The organism is Limnohabitans sp. Rim8 (assembly GCF_945869175.1).
Taxonomy (GTDB): Bacteria; Pseudomonadota; Gammaproteobacteria; order Burkholderiales; family Burkholderiaceae_C; genus Limnohabitans_A.
Window position 1 is genome coordinate 17,227 of the sequence record NZ_CAMBNZ010000019.1, and the last position, 17,999, is coordinate 35,225.

General features: G+C 59.9%; 17 protein-coding genes. 15 read left to right on the forward strand and 2 right to left on the reverse strand.

Features of this window, described 5'->3' with window-relative positions; translation table 11 throughout:
• Positions 1 to 65: 65 nt before the first annotated feature.
• Entirely contained in the window at positions 66 to 854 is a 789-nt protein-coding gene (gene lgt / locus Q0O19_RS04810; protein ID WP_295520555.1) for a prolipoprotein diacylglyceryl transferase, read from the forward strand.
• 59 nt (positions 855 to 913) lie between these two features.
• On the opposite strand, the gene Q0O19_RS04815 is transcribed toward lgt, so the two are convergent.
• Entirely contained in the window at positions 914 to 1,879 is a 966-nt protein-coding gene (locus Q0O19_RS04815) for a helix-turn-helix domain-containing protein (RefSeq protein ID WP_295520556.1), read from the reverse strand.
• Between the two features lie 156 nt (positions 1,880 to 2,035).
• Here Q0O19_RS04815 and Q0O19_RS04820 point away from each other — a divergent pair, with 156 nt between their 5' ends.
• The 10 genes from Q0O19_RS04820 (at position 2,036) to Q0O19_RS04865 (ending at position 13,223) form a co-directional block, all read left to right on the forward strand.
• Positions 2,036 to 2,764, forward strand: a complete 729-nt coding sequence (locus Q0O19_RS04820) for a type 1 glutamine amidotransferase (RefSeq protein WP_295520558.1) — start codon at positions 2,036 to 2,038, stop codon at positions 2,762 to 2,764.
• Positions 2,761 to 4,026, forward strand: a complete 1,266-nt coding sequence (locus Q0O19_RS04825) for a cytochrome P450 (RefSeq protein WP_295520559.1) — start codon at positions 2,761 to 2,763, stop codon at positions 4,024 to 4,026. Before Q0O19_RS04820 ends, Q0O19_RS04825 begins: the two co-directional genes overlap by 4 nt.
• Before the next feature lie 11 nt (positions 4,027 to 4,037).
• On the forward strand, positions 4,038 to 5,330 hold the full coding sequence (locus Q0O19_RS04830) for a glutamine synthetase family protein (RefSeq protein ID WP_295520560.1): 1,293 nt from the start codon (positions 4,038 to 4,040) through the stop codon (positions 5,328 to 5,330).
• 18 nt (positions 5,331 to 5,348) lie between these two features.
• Entirely contained in the window at positions 5,349 to 5,663 is a 315-nt protein-coding gene (locus Q0O19_RS04835) for a 2Fe-2S iron-sulfur cluster-binding protein (protein ID WP_295520561.1), read from the forward strand.
• A gap of 9 nt (positions 5,664 to 5,672) precedes the next feature.
• A complete protein-coding gene (locus tag Q0O19_RS04840; protein ID WP_295520563.1) occupies positions 5,673 to 7,157 on the forward strand; it encodes an aldehyde dehydrogenase in 1,485 nt (494 codons plus the stop codon).
• 17 nt (positions 7,158 to 7,174) lie between these two features.
• The gene (locus tag Q0O19_RS04845) at positions 7,175 to 8,539 is read left to right on the forward strand and encodes an aminotransferase class III-fold pyridoxal phosphate-dependent enzyme (protein ID WP_295520564.1); all 1,365 of its coding nucleotides are present in this window, start codon (positions 7,175 to 7,177) and stop codon (positions 8,537 to 8,539) included.
• On the forward strand, positions 8,536 to 9,777 hold the full coding sequence (locus Q0O19_RS04850) for a Tm-1-like ATP-binding domain-containing protein (protein WP_295520566.1): 1,242 nt from the start codon (positions 8,536 to 8,538) through the stop codon (positions 9,775 to 9,777). Before Q0O19_RS04845 ends, Q0O19_RS04850 begins: the two co-directional genes overlap by 4 nt.
• Entirely contained in the window at positions 9,774 to 10,436 is a 663-nt protein-coding gene (locus Q0O19_RS04855; protein WP_295520568.1) for an HAD-IA family hydrolase, read from the forward strand. Before Q0O19_RS04850 ends, Q0O19_RS04855 begins: the two co-directional genes overlap by 4 nt.
• A gap of 186 nt (positions 10,437 to 10,622) precedes the next feature.
• On the forward strand, positions 10,623 to 11,618 hold the full coding sequence (locus Q0O19_RS04860) for a tripartite tricarboxylate transporter substrate-binding protein (protein WP_295520570.1): 996 nt from the start codon (positions 10,623 to 10,625) through the stop codon (positions 11,616 to 11,618).
• A gap of 60 nt (positions 11,619 to 11,678) precedes the next feature.
• A complete protein-coding gene (locus Q0O19_RS04865) occupies positions 11,679 to 13,223 on the forward strand; it encodes a malonyl-CoA synthase (RefSeq protein WP_295520572.1) in 1,545 nt (514 codons plus the stop codon).
• A 46-nt stretch (positions 13,224 to 13,269) separates the two neighbouring features.
• Here the strand turns inward: Q0O19_RS04865 and Q0O19_RS04870 are convergent, their stop codons facing one another.
• Positions 13,270 to 13,713: a universal stress protein gene (locus Q0O19_RS04870; protein WP_295520574.1), complete on the reverse strand. Its 444-nt coding sequence runs from the start codon at positions 13,711 to 13,713 to the stop codon at positions 13,270 to 13,272.
• A gap of 103 nt (positions 13,714 to 13,816) precedes the next feature.
• Here Q0O19_RS04870 and Q0O19_RS04875 point away from each other — a divergent pair, with 103 nt between their 5' ends.
• The 4 genes from Q0O19_RS04875 to Q0O19_RS04890 form a co-directional block, all read left to right on the forward strand.
• Positions 13,817 to 16,171 (forward strand): cation-translocating P-type ATPase, encoded by a 2,355-nt coding sequence (locus tag Q0O19_RS04875; protein ID WP_295520576.1) that lies wholly within the window; start codon positions 13,817 to 13,819, stop codon positions 16,169 to 16,171.
• Positions 16,172 to 16,189: 18 nt separating this feature from the next.
• Positions 16,190 to 16,327: a cbb3-type cytochrome oxidase assembly protein CcoS gene (gene ccoS / locus Q0O19_RS04880; RefSeq protein ID WP_295520578.1), complete on the forward strand. Its 138-nt coding sequence runs from the start codon at positions 16,190 to 16,192 to the stop codon at positions 16,325 to 16,327.
• Between the two features lie 70 nt (positions 16,328 to 16,397).
• On the forward strand, positions 16,398 to 17,834 hold the full coding sequence (ccoN, locus tag Q0O19_RS04885) for a cytochrome-c oxidase, cbb3-type subunit I (protein ID WP_295520580.1): 1,437 nt from the start codon (positions 16,398 to 16,400) through the stop codon (positions 17,832 to 17,834).
• Between the two features lie 12 nt (positions 17,835 to 17,846).
• On the forward strand, positions 17,847 to 17,999 hold a 153-nt coding region (locus Q0O19_RS04890), incomplete at its 3' end, for a cbb3-type cytochrome c oxidase subunit II (RefSeq protein ID WP_295520585.1).

Sequence of the window (17,999 nt, forward strand, 5' to 3'; positions counted from 1 at the left end):
ATTTTAACGGTCATGCACGTCGACGTCCTGTCTTATGTGACACATGATGGGTGCACAATCCGGCCATGCTGATCCATCCTCAAATTGACCCCGTCGCCTTGCAATTGGGGCCCTTGGCCGTCCACTGGTATGGCTTGACTTATTTGGCCGCTTTTGGCCTCTTTTACTGGCTGGGCACGCGCCGTTTGAGGCATTTGCCGTTCATCCATTTGCCGCAATGGCAAAAAAGAGATGTCGAAGACATCCTGTTTTTAGGGGTTCTGGGGGTCATTTTGGGTGGACGCATCGGTTACTGCCTTTTTTACAAACCGGCTTATTACCTGTCGAATCCTCTTGAAGTGTTGGCGGTCTGGCAAGGCGGCATGAGTTTTCATGGGGGCTTGCTCGGGGTCATCTTGGCCATGGTCTGGTTTGCCCGCAGTCGGCAACGCCCTTTCTTGCAGGTCATGGATTTCGTGGCCCCTTGTGTTCCAACTGGCTTGGCCGCCGGCCGGGTGGGCAATTTTCTCAATGGTGAGTTGTGGGGCCGCCTGGCCGACCCCGAGCTGCCTTGGGGCATGGTGTTCAGGGGGGCAGGCGATTTGCCGCGGCACCCTTCTCAGCTCTACCAAATCGCGTTGGAGGGCTTGTTGCTGTTCGCACTTTTGTGGTGGTTCGCCCGCAAGGACCGCCCCATGGGCCAGGTCTCAGGGGCGTTTTTGCTGGGCTACGGCATTTTCCGATTCGTGGCGGAATTCTTTCGTGAACCCGATGCGCACTTGGGCCTGTTGAGCCTGGGCATGAGCATGGGCCAGTGGCTGTGCGTGCCCATGGTAATGGGCGGGGTCTGGTTGATGCGCCCCAGACGATCCTGAACACTCAACACCGACGTTGTGATACCCAGATCGTCCATTTACAACGTGTCCCGTAGGTTTCATTTAGAGCGCAAGGTCGCTGATGGCAGCTCGCCAAACAAGTGCTTGTAGTCCTGTGCGAACTGGCTCAAGTGCCAAAAGCCCCAATGCGAGGCGATGTCTTGGATGGTTTCGCCCGGCGCAGCTTGGCGCAGAGCGCGACGCACACTGTTCAGTCGCAGCGAACGCAGGTACTTGATGGGCGTGGTGCCCAGCACATCTTGAAAGCAATAGTTGAGCTTGCGCCGACTCGTCCCCAGGCGGCTGCACACTTCCAGGATGGACAGAGGCTCGTCGGCGTGGCCCAGCATCAGCTCACAGGCGCGGTCGACCAGTTTTTTACGCCGCTCCAGGTTGGGCAGCTCTGAGGTGTCCACTTGCGGGGGCAGTGCTTCGAGCCATTCCATCAGGATCTCGTCGCGCAGTTGGCGAAGGGCCTGCGGGTCATGCTGGCGTTGCGCCAGGGCGCTGGCCTGGTCCAGCACAGTGAGGTGCATGTCGCGCAGATTCTGCGCCTTGATGTCGGTGGTGGGCAACACCAGCTGCTTTTCAAGCCAGTGCGCCAGAGGCTTTTGGTACATCCGCTCCCACAGCGGGTTGAGCAGGCTGCGCTCGACCACCACCGCGATCAAGGTGAAGTGGGGTGGCGTGGTCAGGTCCACTTCGTCGCCCTTGCCGCACATGAAGGCGTGCGAAGGGACCCGCTGGCCGTTAAAAAACAGGTCGGGGGAGTCCTGCAAGGCCATGGCAAAACCATACACGCTCTCATGCAAGCGCCCCCGTTGGCGCAAGGCGATGCTGGTGTCCTCGCGCAACAGCGTCACCTCTGGCAGTTGCACCTGTTGGATGCGCCCCTTGAATTGCCCAGGTGAAAGCTGTTCGTACTGCAGCGACCAGCCCTGCTGGGCCAGGGCGTGCTGGTCCATGTCCTGGGTGTCCTGCACCTGGACCCAGGAAATTTTTGGAACTGGGGTGGCGGTGTTCATCAATCCGGCAAAAAGGTCAAAACTTACACACCTGTCAGTGTGCCTGTTTCGGTGGCACTGGTTTTTTCGTGAAAACCCGAGGTGTGCTGTGCCCAAAGTTGATAGTGCCTTGTTCGTGATGTGCTTAGCATGGACTTCCAGCCTGAAAGAGACCCGATGAACCTGCGCCTGGCCGTTTTGCTGACCAACGACGACACCTCGGCGTGGGCTTCGCATTTCCCGAACGACGGGCAAAAGGTCGTGCGGCTGCTGCAGCCCTTGCGGCCCGACTGGTCATACGAGGTCTTGTCGGTCAAGGACGGGGTGATGCCCACGAGCCCCGCAGACTTTGATGGCTACGTCATCACTGGCAGCCCGGCCTCGGTCAACGACGACAGCCTGCACTGGTTGGGGTCGCTGCTGGATTTCATCCGGGCGGTGCATGCCGCACGCCAACCGCTGGTTGGTCTGTGCTTTGGCCATCAGGCGGTGGCCCGGGCGTTGGGCGGGCAGGTAGCGCGCAACGCTGCAGGCTGGGGCCTAGGCACTGCGCCCACGCACTGGCAGACCGCACGCCCCTGGATGCAGCCCGCGCAAAGCACCACCACCTTGATGGCCGCGCACAATGAACAGGTCACCCGCCTGCCCGAAGGGGCCGAGTGCCTGGGTGGCAGTGATTTTTGCCCCATCGGCTCGATGCAGATCGGCCAGCACATTTGGACCACCCAGTTCCACCCCGAGATGCCGTTGGTGTTCATGCAGGCCTTGCTGGGTTACCTGAGCAACAAACTCGATACCGACACCATGGCCCGCGCCAAGGCCAGCCTCGCCAATGCCGCCGATGTGCCACTGTTTGGACAATGGATGGCGCAGTTTATTGAACACGCAAGGAAAAACACGCAATGACCGTCTGGCACCCCAGCGACGATGGCCATGCCGATATCTCTAGCCACGACAGCTATGTGAACGGCACGCCGCATAACACCTTCCAGCGCCTGCGGGACGAGGATCCGATGGCCTGGTGCTACTGGGCCGATGGCAAGGGCTTTTGGTCGGTCACGCGGCATGCCGACATTCTGGAGCTCAACCGCAACCACCAGCGCTTGTCTTCGGCTCAGGGCATCCGCATGGAAGACCAGACGCACGAGGAGTACATGGCGCGGCGCACCTTTCAGGAGACCGACCCACCCGAACACACCCGCACCCGCATGCTGGTGGCCAAGGCCTTTTCCAAGCCCATGATGGCGCTGTACGAAGACCAGATCCGAGAACTCTGTGTGGGCATCCTCGACCAGGCCCTGGCGCTGGGGGAGTTCGATGCCACGCACCAGATCGCACGCCAGTTGCCCATGCGCATGCTCGGGCGCATCGTGGGTCTGCCCGAGGAAGACCTGGATTGGCTGGTCGACAAGGGCGACGCGCTCATGGCCAACACCGACAGCGACTTCACCAGCCATGTGGTCGACAAGATGGACACCGAGGACTACCGCTTCATGCCGTTTCGCTCACCCGCCGGGGCTGACCTGTTCGACTACGCGGCCCAACTGATGGCGCGCAAGCGCGCTGCGGGCGACACCAGCGGCGTGCTGCACCTGATCACCCAGCCTGACGCGCAGGGTCATGTGATCAGCGACACCGAATTTCGCAACTTTTTTTGCCTGTTGGTGGCCGCAGGCAACGACACCACACGCTATTCGATCACCGCAGCCTTGCACGCGCTGGCCAACCAGCCCGGCCTGATGGCGCAACTCAAGGCGGTCCAAGGCGATGCCGCTTGGGAGGGTGTGGCCGATGAGTTCATCCGCTGGGCTTCGCCCGCCACGCACTTTCGCCGCACTGCGACCGAGGACTTCGAGCACCACGGCAAGCGAATCAAGGCTGGCGACAAAGTGCTCTTGTGGTTCATCTCCGGCAACCGGGACGAGCGGGCCTTTGATCGGCCTTTCACCGTCGACCTGGGCCGTGGCGTGAACCGCCACCTGGCGTTTGGGCAGGGCGGGGCGCACGCCTGCTTGGGCATGTGGCTGGCGCGGCTGGAGTTGCGGGTCCTGCTGCAGGAACTGATCCAACGGGTCGAGCGCATCGAGCAAACCGGCGAACACGCCTTTTTGCGCTCGAATTTTGTCTGTGGCATCAAACGCCTGCCGGTGCGCATGCACCTCCTCTGAAAGGAAACAAGATGACAAATGTTCAAGAACGCCTGCGGGTGCTGTTTTGCGACCACTTGGCCATTGCGCGGGGCAAATACGTCACGCTCCAACCCGGTCAGGGCGGTGGCGCCCGCTTTTGCCGGGGCACCTTTGGCGTCACCTACGAAAAAGAGCTGATCCCGGCCCCGGGCGCGATGGTCATGGAAGGCCTGCCCGACATGGAGGCCGTCTACACCCCCGAGGACATCCGTCCCGGCTGGCAACCCTTCACCCAGGTGGCGATCGGTGACCTCAAAGCCAATGACGGCTCACCCCTGCCCATGTGTGGGCGCAGTGCCTTGAAGCGCGCCGTGGCCGACTGGCAGGCCATGGGCTATGACCCGATGGTGGGCATTGAGCTGGAAGCTTTTGCCTTTCAGATTGAGCCCGACGGCTCGCTCAAACCCTATGACACGCCTGCGGCCCATGTGTATGCCACAGGCCCTTTTTCCGACCCGAGGGGCTTCACCGACGCCCTGTGGGAAAAAGCCACGGCAGCGGGCTTTCGCATCGACAGCATGAACACCGAATACGACGCACCGCAGTTCGAGTTCACGCTCACCTACGACCATGCCGTCAAGGCAGTAGACGACATCTTTTTGTTCCGCTTGCTGGCGCGCGAAGTCGCTTTCCAGCATGGCATCGTGCTGACCTTCATGCCCAAGCCCATCCTCACGGTGGGTGGCAGCGGCGTGCACATCAACTTCAGTTTGCGCGACGCCCAAGGCCGCAACGCGATCTCGGGCGGGCAGGATGCCGGCCAGTTCAATGCCCTCACGCTGGGTTGCACCGCCGGTCTCATGCACCACCACAAGGCGCTGGCCGGCTTGTTGGCCCCCAGCGCCAACTCCTACCAACGCCTGCAACCGGCCAGCCTTTCGGGCTTTTGGCAAAACTGGGCGGTGGATCACCGGGGCGTGACGGTGCGCTTATCGGCTGAAAGGGGCCCGAGTGCGCGCATCGAGCACCGCATGGGCGACGCTGCGGCCAACCCTTACACCCACACCGCTGCTGTGTTGCAAGCGGCGCGCCTGGGTGTGGCCCATGCGTACACCCTTCAGCCCATGGAGACGGGCGACTGCCTCGAAAACAAGGACGCCACCCAGAGCGTGCCCGACACCCTGGCGGGTGCCCTCGATGCACTCGAAGCCGACTCTTTGCTGACGCAGGCCTTGGGCGAAGTCCTGGTGGCCAACCATGTGGGCATCAAACGGCACGAGATCGAACGCACCGCAGGCCTGGAAGGCGATGCGCTGCGCGACCATTACATCCGATTCATCTGATCTGAAAGAACCCAACCCATGCCCCAAGTGCACTGGCTCATGAGCAACGGCGACCGTGTGAGCGATGACGTGAACGATGGCACCAACCTGATGGACGCCGCGCAGATGAACGGCATCCCTGGCGTCGCGGGCGAATGCGGGGGGTGCTTGTCGTGCGCCACCTGCCACGTGTACGTTGACGATGCTTGGCTGGCCGCTTGCCCGCCGATGGACGAAGTGGAAAACGCCATGCTTGACATCGTCATCGCGCCGCGCCAAACGGGCAGCCGCTTGAGCTGCCAGCTGATCGCGTCCGCCGAGCTGGACGGCATCGTGTTGCATGTGCCGGACTGAAGGCGCCCCATGAACCAAGAACAGATCAATGCGCTGCGCCATTTGCCCATCAACAATCAAGGCTTGCTGATCGACGGGCAGTGGGCGGCTGCGGCTTTGGGCCAGACCTTGCCCGTGGTCTCGCCCATCGACGGGCAGCAGCTCTGCACCATCGCGGACGCCGGGCTGGACGATGTTGACCGCGCTGTGCGGTCGGCCCGTCGCAGTTTTGAAGGCGGTGTGTGGTCACGCATGGCACCTGCCGAGCGCAAAAAGGTGCTGCACCGCATCGCCGACCGCATTGAGGCCCACCACGCCGAGCTGGCGGTGCTGGGCGTGCGCGACAACGGCACCGAGATCGCCATGGCCTGGAAGGCCGAGCCGGGCAGTGCGGCAGGCACATTCCGGTATTACGCCGAGTGCGTGGACAAGATCAACGGTGAGATCACCCCCACGCCCGAGGGCACGCTGGGGCTGATCCACAAGGAACCCGTGGGCGTGGTCGCGGCCATCGTGCCGTGGAACTTCCCGCTGATGATTGGTGCCTGGAAGATCGCGCCTGCATTGGCGGCAGGCAACTCGGTGCTGCTCAAACCCTCAGAAGAGGCCTCACTGTCTTTGCTGCGCTTGGCCCAGCTGTGCCTGGACGCAGGCTTGCCGCCGGGCGTTCTCAATGTGGTCACCGGCACAGGCGCGGGGGCGGGCGAGGCGCTGGCCCGGCACATGGACGTGGACATTCTCACCTTCACCGGCTCCGGCCCGGTGGGGCGCATGCTGCTCAAGGCTTCGGCCGAGTCGAACCTCAAGCGGGTCTATCTGGAGCTGGGCGGCAAGTCGCCCAATGTGGTGTTCGACGATGCGCCCGATCTGGCGCAGGCCGCCAAAGTATCGGCCATGGGGATTTACCGCAACAGCGGTCAGGTGTGTGTGGCGGGTTCGAGACTTTTGGTGCAACGCTCCGTACACGACGAGTTGGTGGAGCGCCTGCACAAGATCGCAAGCGGCTTGCGCGTGGGCGACCCACTGGATGTGACGACCGAGATCGGCGCGGTGAGCAGCGCACGCCAATTGGCCAAAAATCTGGCAGCGGTACAAACCGCTCAGCAGCAGGGCGCTCGCCTGCGTGTGGGCGGTGGGGCCTTGCAGCCTGTGGCGGGCGGCAGTTACATGGCCCCTGCTTTGTTTGACCGTGTGAGGCCCGACATGCTGCTCGCCCGCGAAGAAGTCTTCGGCCCCGTGCTGGCGGTCTTGCCTTTTGACGACGAAGCCCATGCGGTGCGTCTGGCCAACGACTCGACCTATGGCTTGGCGTCGGCAGTGTGGACAAGCAACCTCTCCCGTGCCCACCGTATGGTGCGTGCCATCAAGGCCGGCGTGGTCCATGTCAACACCTACGGTGGCCCCGACATCACCGTGCCACTGGGCGGGGTGCGCCAGTCGGGCAACGGACACGACAAGTCGATGCATGCCCTGGACAACTACCTGGACCTGAAAACGGCCTGGATTCAGCTTTGATATTGAAAGTACGCGACATGAACCACGAGCAACTCAAGGCCGACAACGCGCAATACCTGTGGCACCCCATGGCCCATCCGGGGGTGATGAAAAAATCCACGCCCGACATCATCGCCAAAGGCGAGGGCTGCTGGATTTGGGATGTGGACGGCCACAAGATGCTCGACGGCGTGGGGGGACTGTGGGCCTGCAACCTTGGCCACAGCAACAAGCCCGTGCGCGATGCCATCGTGGCGCAGATGGACGAACTGCCTTTTTACAACGTTTTTCGTGGCACCACGCATGTGCGGGCGATTGAGCTGTCCAAACGCTTGGTGCAGATGATGCAGCCTGAGGGTGTCGCCACGGTGATGTTCTCCAATGGCGGCTCGGATGCTGTGGAGGGTGCTTTGAAAGTCGCCCGCCAGTATTGGAAGCTCAAAGGCCAGGCCGACCGTTTCAAGTTCATCAGCCTGCGCCAGGGCTACCACGGCGTGCACTTTGGCGGCATGAGCGTGAACGGCAACACCAATTTCCGACGCGCCTACGAGCCACTGTTGCCCGGGTGTTTCCACATCGACACGCCCTGGGCTTACCACAACCCCTACACGGATGACCCGATCCGCTTGGGTGAAATCTGCGCCGAACTGCTGGAGCGCGAAATCGTGTTCCAGGGCCCCGACACAGTGGCGGCCTTCATTGCCGAGCCGGTGCAGGGCGCGGGCGGGGTGATCGTGCCGCCCCCCAATTACTGGCCACTGGTTCGCCAGATTTGCGACAAGTATGGCGTGCTGCTGATCGCCGACGAGGTGGTGACCGGCTTTGGCCGCAGTGGCGAGTTGTTTGGCACGCGCCTGTGGGGCGTGAACGCGGACATGTGGTGCTTGGCCAAAGGCATTTCTTCGGGCTACATTCCACTGGGAGCCACGGCCATCAACCACCGCATCGCCAACGTGTTTGACGCCGACACCACCGGCACGGCTTCGGTCTCGCATGGCTACACCTACAGTGCGCACCCGATCGCAGCCGCTGCGGCGCTGGCCACACTCGACCAGATCGAGTCGCTGGACATTCCCGGCAACGCCGCCCGCGTGGGTGCGCACCTGCAGACCCGCTTGCGCTGTCTCGCAGACACCTGCAGCTTTGTCGGCGATGTGCGGGGGGTGGGCCTGATGCTCGGCATCGAGATGGTGAGCGACAAGGCCCAACGCACCCCTATGACCCGCAGCAGCGACATCCCAGCGAGGGTGGCCAAGGCCGCCTACAAAGCAGGCCTGATGGTGCGAATTTCCGGCCCCAACCTCATCTTGTCACCGCCGCTGGTCATCACCCGCGAGGAGGTTGACTTCATGTGCGACGTGCTGGAAGCTGCCTTTGCCGCCGTGCAGGATGGCCGCGCATGAAGAGCCCCATCATCCTGATCGTCGGCACGGTCGATACCAAAAGCGACGAGATCGGCTACCTGCGAGAGCAAGTGCTATCTGCTGGCGGCCAGGCCCTCATCATGGACGTGGGCGTGCTGGCCAAAGGCCAGTTGATCCCGGACATTGCCAACACCGCGGTGGCGGCTGCCGCTGGCGTGACGCTGCAGCAAGTGATGGACAGCGGCGATGAAAACAGTGCCATGGCCCTGATGGCTCAAGGTGCATCGGCGCTGGCTGCCCAACTGCAGCGCGAAGGCCGCATGGACGGTCTGCTGGTGCTGGGCGGCACAATGGGCACCGACCTGGCGCTCGACGTGGCCAGCAGCTTGCCAATGGGCGTGCCCAAGGTGGTGCTGTCCACCGTGGCGTTTTCGCCCCTGTTGCCGCCCGAGCGCATGCCGCCAGATTTGATGATGGTGCTGTGGGCGGGAGGCCTTTACGGCCTCAACAGCCTGTGCCAATCGGCCCTGGCCCAGGCCGCAGGCGCGGTGGTGGGGGCGTGCCGAGTGGCGCGTGTGCCGCGTTTTGAGCGGCCCGTGGTCGGCATGACCTCCCTGGGCTCGAGTTGCCTGAAATACATGGTGCAGTTGCAGCCCGAACTTGACAAGCGCGGGTTTGATTTGGCCGTGTTCCACACCACGGGCATGGGGGGCAGGGCCTTTGAATCGCTGGCCGCCCAGGGCCAATTCGCCTGTGTGATGGACTTCAGCCTGCAGGAGATGGTCAATCAGTTGGGGGGGTCGGTGGTGAGTGCGGGGCCGGATCGCCTCATGGGCGCTGGCTTGAAAGGGGTGCCGATGCTGGTGGCCCCAGGGGCCACCGACTTGGTGGATTACCCTGCTTGGGGCCAGATGCCCGAGCGCTTTGCCGGTCGACCCTCGCACGACCACAACCGCCTGATTGCCTCGGTGACCATTGACGCGGATATGCGCCGCGAATTTGCCCGTCAGCTGTCCAGCCGCTTGCGCCAGGCCTGTGGCCCGGTGCACCTGCTGCTGCCCTTGCAAGGCATCCAAGAGTGGGACCGGCCCGGTGCACCGCTCCATGATCCAGAAGGTTTGGCCGTCCTGATGGCCGAATGCAGCCAATGCGATTGGGGCGCAGTAGAGGTCTCGCACATCAACGCGCACATCAACGACGCTGCTTTTGTGCATCAGGTGCTGGCCGTGTTCGACGACTGGCTGGACCGTGGCCTGGTGAAAAAGGCCATTCCATGAGCATCGCATCGGCCAAGGCCTTGGTGTTGGACTTTGGCGGGGTCATCAGCCGCACCTTGTTTGAAACACACGATTTGAGTGAGGCGGCACTGGGTTTACCGCCCGGCACGCTGACTTGGCGCGGCCCCTTTGCCCCCGAAACCGATGCGCTGTGGCAGGCCATGCAGGCCGACCAGATCACCGAGCGCGATTACTGGATGGCCAGAACCCAAAGTGTGGGCCGTCTTCTGGGGGAGGATTGGAACGACATGCAGACCTTTGTGCAGCGTGCACGGGGTGCGGATGTGGCGGCCGTGGTCCGACCCGAAGCGATCACCGCCGTACACCAGGCCAAGGCGGAGGGCTGCAAACTGGCCGTATTGTCCAACGAACTGGACTTGTTTTACGGCGCAAGCTTCCGAGAGCGGCTGCCGCTGCTGCAACTGTTTGACGTGGTCATCGACGCGACTTACACGGGAATACTCAAGCCCGATCCCCAGGCCTACGAGATGTGCTCCGAGGCACTGGGCCTGTCGGCCGCAGACTGCGTGTTTGTGGACGACCAAAGCCGAAATGTGATCGGGGCCATGAAAATGGGCTGGAAGACGGTGCATTTCGATGTGAAACACCCTGCAGAGTCCTACCAACGGGCCTTGGATTTACTGGGCATTTCAGGCTGACCAGGCTGCAAAGCAAGGGGTTGGGGTGGTTGCCAGGGGGTGAGCAATTCGCCTGGGATACCTGCATTGTCATGGCCGCTCGTAAAATTGGCGCGCCCTGCCAAAGCCTGTCTCAGGGTAAAGTGCCCCTTATTCAAAACATTGAAAAATGTTTGAATGATCAATTTCATAAAAAAGGAGACTTGCATGCCGAATTATTTTCTTTCATTCGAACGTCGCGACTTTTTGAAATGGGCCGTTTCGGCCGCGGCAGTCCCTGCTTGGAGCGCCCATGCGCAAGCCAGCTGGCCCAGCAAACCCGTGAACCTGGTGGTGCCCTTTCCTGCGGGTGGCGGCACCGATGCATTTGCTCGGCCTCTTTCTGCCCAATTTGCCAAACTCACAGGCAAGCAACTTGTCATTGACAACCGTGGTGGTGCGGGCGGCACTTTGGGTGCGGGTGTCGCAGCCAAATCCACACCGGACGGCTACAACTACTTCATGGGTGCTGTTCACCACACGATCGCCCCCAGCATGTACCCCAAGCTCGATTACGACTTGGAACGTGACTTGGTCCCCTTGATCTTGGTGGCCAACGTCCCTCAAGTGTTGGTGGTGAACCCGAAAAAAGTCACGGCTGCCGATTTCAAGGCCTTTTTGGACCACGTCAAAAAGAACCCTGGTCGACTGAACTACGGCTCTGCGGGTGGCGGCACCTCTCACCATTTGGCAGGCGAATTGTTCAAACTCCAGACCCAAACCTTCATCACACACATTCCTTACCGTGGTGCAGGTCCGGCTTTGCAAGATCTGATTGCAGGCAATGTGGACATGATGTTTGACGGTTTGGGATCTTCTGCCGCGCACATCAAAGGAGGCCGCATCAAAGCCTTGATGGTCTCGGGCGCCAAACGCAACGCCGCTTTCCCCGATGTGCCGTGCTCTGCAGAACTGGGTTTGCCCGATTACACCGTGTCGACTTGGTATGGCGTGTGGGCGCCCAAAGGAACCCCCGCAGATGCGCAAGCCCGCGCCATTGAAGAAATCCGCCGCGCCTGCCTCACCGACGAGGCCAAAGCCGTCTGGGCCAACCAAGGGGCCGAATTCCCCAATCTGACGACCGGCCAATTTGAGGCCTTCATCAAAAAGGAGCTGATCAAGTGGTCACAAGTGGTCAAAGCCTCAGGGGCCAAACTCGACTGAGCCGATCCGACGCCTTGAGGGGCCTGCCTGCAGGCCCATTTTCACGATCTCCATGAAACCATGAAAAACCAAAACTTGTTTTCAGCCTTGCGGGCTGCTTTTCCAGCCGATTTGTCGGCCACGGCGGTCGAAACCGAAGACGGTCTTCATTACAGCTGGAGCGATCTGGACCGGGCCACGGCCATGATGGCCAACTTGCTGCAGTCACTGGGCTTGCCGGATGGCAGCCGAGTCGCCGTTCAGGTGGAAAAATCGGTCGAAGCCTTGATGCTGTACCTGGCTACTTTGCGCGCCGGGTATGTTTTTTTGCCGTTGAACACCGCTTACCAAAGCGCCGAGATCGCATACTTTTTGGGCAACGCCGAACCGGCTGTGGTGGTCTGCAGTGGAGCCAATTTTGGCTGGGTCAGCAAAATTGCGTTCCAGCAGGGGACGCAGCATGTGTTCACCCTCAACGACAACCGCACTGGCAGCTTGCTCGATCGCGCTGCACACCACAGCGACCAGCACGAGGCCGCACCACGCCAAGCGGATGATTTGGCCGCCATTTTGTACACCAGTGGCACCACGGGCCGCAGCAAAGGGGCCATGCTCACACACGACAACCTGCTGAGCAATGCAAGGACGCTGAAGGACTATTGGGGTTGGAAAAAAGGGGATGTCCTGATCCACGCACTGCCCATTTTTCACGTCCATGGTCTGTTTGTGGCCATCCATGGGGCCTTGATCAACGGCAGCAAAATGTTGTGGATGGCCAAGTTCGATCCCAAGCGGGCCATCGGATTCATGAACCAAGCCACCGTTTTCATGGGTGTACCCACCTTGTATGTGCGGATGTTGGCGGAACCGGGCCTGAGCAAAGCCGCCGTCAACAAGATGCGCTTGTTCATTGCAGGCTCTGCGCCTTTGCTGATTGAGACTTTCAACGATTGGCAGGAGCGCACGGGGCATACGATTTTGGAGCGTTATGGCATGAGCGAAACCGCCATGCTGACGTCCAATCCTTATGCGCCAGACAAGCGCTACGCCAATCAGTCCGAGCGACGCGGTGGGACCGTGGGTTTCCCATTGCCTGGTGTCTTGCTTCGGGTTGTGGGGGACGATGGACAAAACTTAGCTGTTGGAGAAATCGGCGGCATTCAGGTCAAAGGACCGAATGTCTTCAAAGCTTACTGGCGCATGCCCGAGAAAACCGCCGAAGAATTCACAGCCGATGGGTACTTCAAGACCGGTGACGTCGGCAAGGTGGATGAACGGTCTTATGTGACCATCGTGGGACGCAGCAAAGACCTGATCATCAGTGGCGGCTACAACGTCTACCCGGCCGAAATCGAGGGTTACATCAATGAGATGAAGGGTGTGGCTGAAAGTGCTGTCGTGGGCGTGCCCCACCCGGACTTTGGCGAGGTGGGTGTGGCCGTGGTGATTGCCAAACCCAACGCGAGCGTTCAGCCCGAAGCTGTTTTGGCGGATCTCAAGGCCAAATTGGCCAACTTCAAAGTACCCAAGCGTTGTTATGTCGTGACCGAATTGCCTCGCAACACCATGGGCAAGATTCAAAAGAACCTGTTGCGTGATCAGCACAAGGCATTGTTCACATCCTGAATGTTTCGGCCAAGCCGAGCCTGAGCTTGGCCGATTTCAAATGCTGTCAGCGCAAAACCAATACGGGGATGTGTGAGTGGGTCAACACCTGCTGGGTTTCACTGCCCAGTAACAACCGCTTGAGACCTTTCCTGCCGTGTGAGGCCATCACGATCAAATCGGCCTTGTTCTTTTTGGCGGCGGCGATGATGGCGTCCGAGACGATATCCGACTTCACGGTCAAGGCCTTCAAAACCACCGATTTGGCTTTGGCAGACTTGTCAATCAAAGCCAATTGCGCTTGAGCGGACTCGGTCCATTGCTTTTCAATGCGGCCGATTTCTTCAGCCGACAAAGGAATACTGCCCTCAAAGTAAGCCTGCGGATATCGGGGCACGACCTTGAGTGCGATGAGTTCAGCGCCGCAGGTGGCGGCCAATTGAATGGCGCTGACAACGGCCTTTTTGGACAGGCTTGAGCCGTCGGTGGCCACAAGAATGCGTGTGTACATGGTGTGCTCCTGAAGATGTAGACATGCAGGATAAAAGTGCCCAGCTTCCAGCGCCTTGATGCAGATCAAGCTTTGCGACTGTTTGTTGACGTATCGTCAGAACATGACTTCAGTCAACGATTGGCCCCCTTTGCCTTTGTCTTCGCAGAACGACCAGAACGAGCTGCGCATGCAGCTGCTCGATGATCCGACCGAGTGGGCTGCATTCAGCTTGCCTGAAAAAACCGAGTCGGGCTGCTGGCGATCGAGTGTGGTGTTCGAGGGCATGCACTGCGCAGCTTGTGCCATCACCCTCGAGGACGTCTTGCGAGCCGTGCCCGGTGTGGTATCCGTGCACATCAGTGGGGCCAGTCACCGGGGTCAAATCGTGTGGTCGCCAGCACAGACTCGGCCCTCGCAATGGATGCGTTCGGTGGAGCGACGCGGCTACAAGGCCGTGCCTGCCAATGATGCGCTGGCCCACCAGCGCCGCCGTGAGGAGGCCCGGCGCATGGTGTGGCGATTGGCGGTGGCGGCCATGTGCATGATGCAAGTCATGATGTACGCAACGCCCACGTACCTCTCACATGCCGGGGATATTTCAGACGAGTCCCTGCATTTGCTGCGCTGGGCTTCTTGGGTTTTGTCTTTGCCTGTGTTGTTTTTTTCGTGCACACCGTTTTTAAGGAGTGCCTGGCGGGACTTGCGCGAACGCCAAATCAGCATGGACTTGCCTGTTGCGCTGGGCATGCTGATCACTTTTGCGGTCAGCACACTGGGCACTTTTGAACCTCAGGGACCCTTTGGCGCAGAGGTTTTTTTTGACTCATTCACCATGTTTGTCTTCTTTTTGCTCATGGGCCGCTGGCTGGAGCAACGTCTGCGCGACCGGACGGCCGGGGCTCTGGAGGCTGCGCTCAACCGTTTGCCTGACAGCGTTCGCCTGCGCCAAACCGATGGCAGTTGGGCAAGGGTGTCCATTCGTCGCCTCCAAGTAGGCGATGTGATCGAGGTCATGCCTGGAGAAGCTTTTGCAGGCGATGGCCGAGTGCTGTCAGGGCAAAGCCAAGTGGACGAAGCCTTGTTGACCGGGGAGTCCCGCCCCCTTCATCGCGGGGCAGGTGACCGTGTGATTGCAGGCAGCCACAACCTGAGCAGCGCCCTGCAGGTGCAGCTAACGCAGGTGGGTGCTTCGACCCGTTATGCGCAAATCGTGTCCTTGATGGAAAGCGCTTCGATCTCAAAACCAGCCATGGCTTTGATCGTGGACCGCTGGGCCAAAACATTTTTGATCGCCGTTTTGGTGGCTTCTCTGGCCTCGGCCCTTTACTGGTGGCCGACGGACCCTGCCCATGCGGTCATGGTGGCCGTGGCGGTGCTGATCGTCACTTGTCCCTGCGCACTGTCTTTGGCAACGCCTGCAGCGATGCTGGCCACTGCAGGCGCGTTGGCGCGCAGTGGGGTGCTGGTGCGAAGACTCAGCGCCCTCCAACACCTGGCCCACATCGACACCGTGATTTTTGACAAAACAGGCACCTTGACACGCGACAGCTTTCAGGTGCTTCACATTCATACCCGCTCAGGTGTAGGTGATTCACAGGTGCTGGCATGGGCCGGCAGTTTGGGGCGTCATTCATTGCACCCTGTCTCGCGCGCGCTGTGGTCCGAGGCGCGCAGGCAAGCCGATGCAGCAGGGGAATTGTCAGCGCTCGAATCCTTGACGGCACATCAGCTGAAAGAAATGGCCGGGCAGGGTGTGCAAGGCAGTCTGTGCGTGGAGGAGTCAAAGACACTGGATTTGCGTTTGGGATCGGCCCGGTTTTGCGGTTCACCGGTGTTGGCTGGGCACCATTTGCAAGTGAGCCTGGCCGATGCATCGGGTTGGCTGGCCACTTTTGAATTGGCAGAGGAAGTGCGGCCCGAAGCTGTACGCGTGGTGCAGCAGTTGTCTGCCTTGGGCTTGGCTGTCCAAGTTTTGTCTGGTGACGGCCAAACTGCGGTGACCCAAGTGGCCCAATCTGTGGGCATTGCCTCCGCACAAGGAGGTTGCAGCCCCCAGCAAAAATTACAAATCTTACAAGACTTGCAGGCCCAAGGACACACCGTGGCCATGGTGGGCGATGGCTTGAACGACGGTCCGGTTCTGGCGGGCGCTGATGTGTCATTTGCCGTGGGTCAAGCGGTTCCATTGGCCCAGTCCCAATCCGATTTTGTGTTGATGGGTGGGCCATTGGATGCGCTGGTGACGACTGTGCTGCGCAGCCGATCCACCCTGCGCGTTGTCAAACAAAACTTGGTATGGGCAGCCCTTTACAACGCCGCCTGTGTGCCTTTGGCCCTGATCGGGTGGTTGCCAGCATGGGGGGCAGGCTTGGGTATGGCCATGAGTTCTTTGATGGTGGTGCTCAATGCTTTGCGTCTTTCGGCAGCAGACGCAGACCTTTCTGTGCCATCCCTCAGAACGTCTGCGCTGGCCTGAGGTTTGAGGAAAATTCCGATGGATATCTTGTACTTGCTCATCCCCTTGTCGGTGGTCTTGGTGTTTTTCATCTTGGCCGGCCTGTGGTGGGCGATTGACAAAGGTCAATTTGAAGACATTGAAGCCGAAGGCGAGCGAATTTTGCGCGACGATTGATCTTGATCAAGTCCGATCGGTTGACACCTCGGCAAACTCTGCGGACAGTTTTATAAAAGCAGAGGTAAAAATGAAATTTGCCAATATGCAGGCAAGGTCTTACAACGACACGGTTGTCAGACAATTCACCATCATGACGGTGGTCTGGGGCGTGGTGGGCATGCTGGTCGGCGTGGTCATCGCCGCCCAATTGGCTTGGCCCGAGTTGAACTTGGGCATTCCATGGCTCAGCTATGGCCGTTTGCGCCCGCTTCATACCAACGCGGTGATTTTCGCGTTTGGGGGATGTGGCTTGTTTGCTGCAGCCTATTACGTGGTGCAGCGCACCTGCAATGTTCGCTTGTTCAACGACAAACTGGCCGCATTCACCTTCTGGGGTTGGCAGTTGGTCATCGTGCTGGCCGCGGTCACTTTGCCCTTGGGATACACCAGTGGCAAAGAGTACGCAGAACTCGAGTGGCCCATTGACATTCTGATCACCTTGGTTTGGGTGGCCTTTGCCGTCGTTTTCTTCGGCACTGTGGGCACACGCAAAGTGCGTCACATTTATGTGGCCAATTGGTTTTTTGGCGCATTCATCATCGCGGTGGCCCTGTTGCACTTGGTCAACAGTGCAGCACTGCCCGTGGGCATGATGAAGTCTTACTCGGCTTATGCGGGTGTGCAAGACGCTATGGTGCAATGGTGGTATGGCCACAATGCGGTGGGCTTTTTCTTGACCGCTGGTTTCCTGGGCATGATGTATTACTTTGTTCCCAAGCAAGCCGAGCGGCCTGTTTATTCTTACCGCCTGTCGATTGTCCATTTCTGGGCCTTGATCTTCACTTACATGTGGGCGGGTCCGCACCATCTGCACTACACCGCCTTGCCAGACTGGACACAGTCGATTGGCATGGTCTTTTCCCTGATTTTGTTGGCGCCCAGCGGGGGCGGCATGATCAACGGCATCATGACTTTGTCCGGTGCCTGGCACAAGCTGCGAGATGACCCGATTTTGCGTTTCTTGATCGTGTCGTTGTCTTTTTACGGCATGTCGACCTTCGAAGGTCCCATGATGTCCATCAAGACGGTCAACGCTCTGTCGCATTACACCGACTGGACCGTCGGCCATGTGCACTCGGGCGCCTTGGGATGGGTCGGTCTGGTGACCATGGGCTCAATGTATTACCTGATTCCCCGTTTGTTCGGTCAGAAAAAGATGTACAGCGTCAAAGCCATCGAAATCCATTTTTGGACGGCCACCATCGGCATCGTGATTTACATCGCAGCGATGTGGATTGCCGGCGTCATGCAGGGTTTGATGTGGCGTGCGGTCAATGCCGATGGCACTTTGACCTACACCTTCGTGGAGTCGGTCAAAGCCACTTACCCCTTCTACGTGTTGCGATTGTTGGGCGGTTTGTTGTACCTGGGCGGCATGTTGGTGATGCTGTGGAACACGCTCAAAACGGCCACACAAGGTCGCGCAGTCGAGGTGCAGATCCCCGTGCTTGAAGCACACGCCTAAGGAGAATCGAAAATGGCCAACAAACAAAATTCGGGTGGTCTCTCCCATGAAAAAATCGAGACCAACAACTTTTTGATGATTGTGTTGATCCTCATCGTCTTGCTGGTTGGCGGCATGGTGGAGATCGTCCCCTTGTTTTTCCAAAAATCCACCACCCAAGCCATC

Bases quoted from the DNA above. Each gene is read 5' to 3' on its own strand.
- lgt (WP_295520555.1), top strand. From the start codon at position 66: ATGCTGATCCATCCTCAAATTGACCCCGTCGCCTTGCAATTGGGGCCC.
- Q0O19_RS04815 (WP_295520556.1), bottom strand. From the start codon at position 1,879: ATGAACACCGCCACCCCAGTTCCAAAAATTTCCTGGGTCCAGGTGCAG.
- Q0O19_RS04820 (WP_295520558.1), top strand. From the start codon at position 2,036: ATGAACCTGCGCCTGGCCGTTTTGCTGACCAACGACGACACCTCGGCG.
- Q0O19_RS04825 (WP_295520559.1), top strand. From the start codon at position 2,761: ATGACCGTCTGGCACCCCAGCGACGATGGCCATGCCGATATCTCTAGC.
- Q0O19_RS04830 (WP_295520560.1), top strand. From the start codon at position 4,038: ATGACAAATGTTCAAGAACGCCTGCGGGTGCTGTTTTGCGACCACTTG.
- Q0O19_RS04835 (WP_295520561.1), top strand. From the start codon at position 5,349: ATGCCCCAAGTGCACTGGCTCATGAGCAACGGCGACCGTGTGAGCGAT.
- Q0O19_RS04840 (WP_295520563.1), top strand. From the start codon at position 5,673: ATGAACCAAGAACAGATCAATGCGCTGCGCCATTTGCCCATCAACAAT.
- Q0O19_RS04845 (WP_295520564.1), top strand. From the start codon at position 7,175: ATGAACCACGAGCAACTCAAGGCCGACAACGCGCAATACCTGTGGCAC.
- Q0O19_RS04850 (WP_295520566.1), top strand. From the start codon at position 8,536: ATGAAGAGCCCCATCATCCTGATCGTCGGCACGGTCGATACCAAAAGC.
- Q0O19_RS04855 (WP_295520568.1), top strand. From the start codon at position 9,774: ATGAGCATCGCATCGGCCAAGGCCTTGGTGTTGGACTTTGGCGGGGTC.
- Q0O19_RS04860 (WP_295520570.1), top strand. From the start codon at position 10,623: ATGCCGAATTATTTTCTTTCATTCGAACGTCGCGACTTTTTGAAATGG.
- Q0O19_RS04865 (WP_295520572.1), top strand. From the start codon at position 11,679: ATGAAAAACCAAAACTTGTTTTCAGCCTTGCGGGCTGCTTTTCCAGCC.
- Q0O19_RS04870 (WP_295520574.1), bottom strand. From the start codon at position 13,713: ATGTACACACGCATTCTTGTGGCCACCGACGGCTCAAGCCTGTCCAAA.
- Q0O19_RS04875 (WP_295520576.1), top strand. From the start codon at position 13,817: ATGACTTCAGTCAACGATTGGCCCCCTTTGCCTTTGTCTTCGCAGAAC.
- ccoS (WP_295520578.1), top strand. From the start codon at position 16,190: ATGGATATCTTGTACTTGCTCATCCCCTTGTCGGTGGTCTTGGTGTTT.
- ccoN (WP_295520580.1), top strand. From the start codon at position 16,398: ATGAAATTTGCCAATATGCAGGCAAGGTCTTACAACGACACGGTTGTC.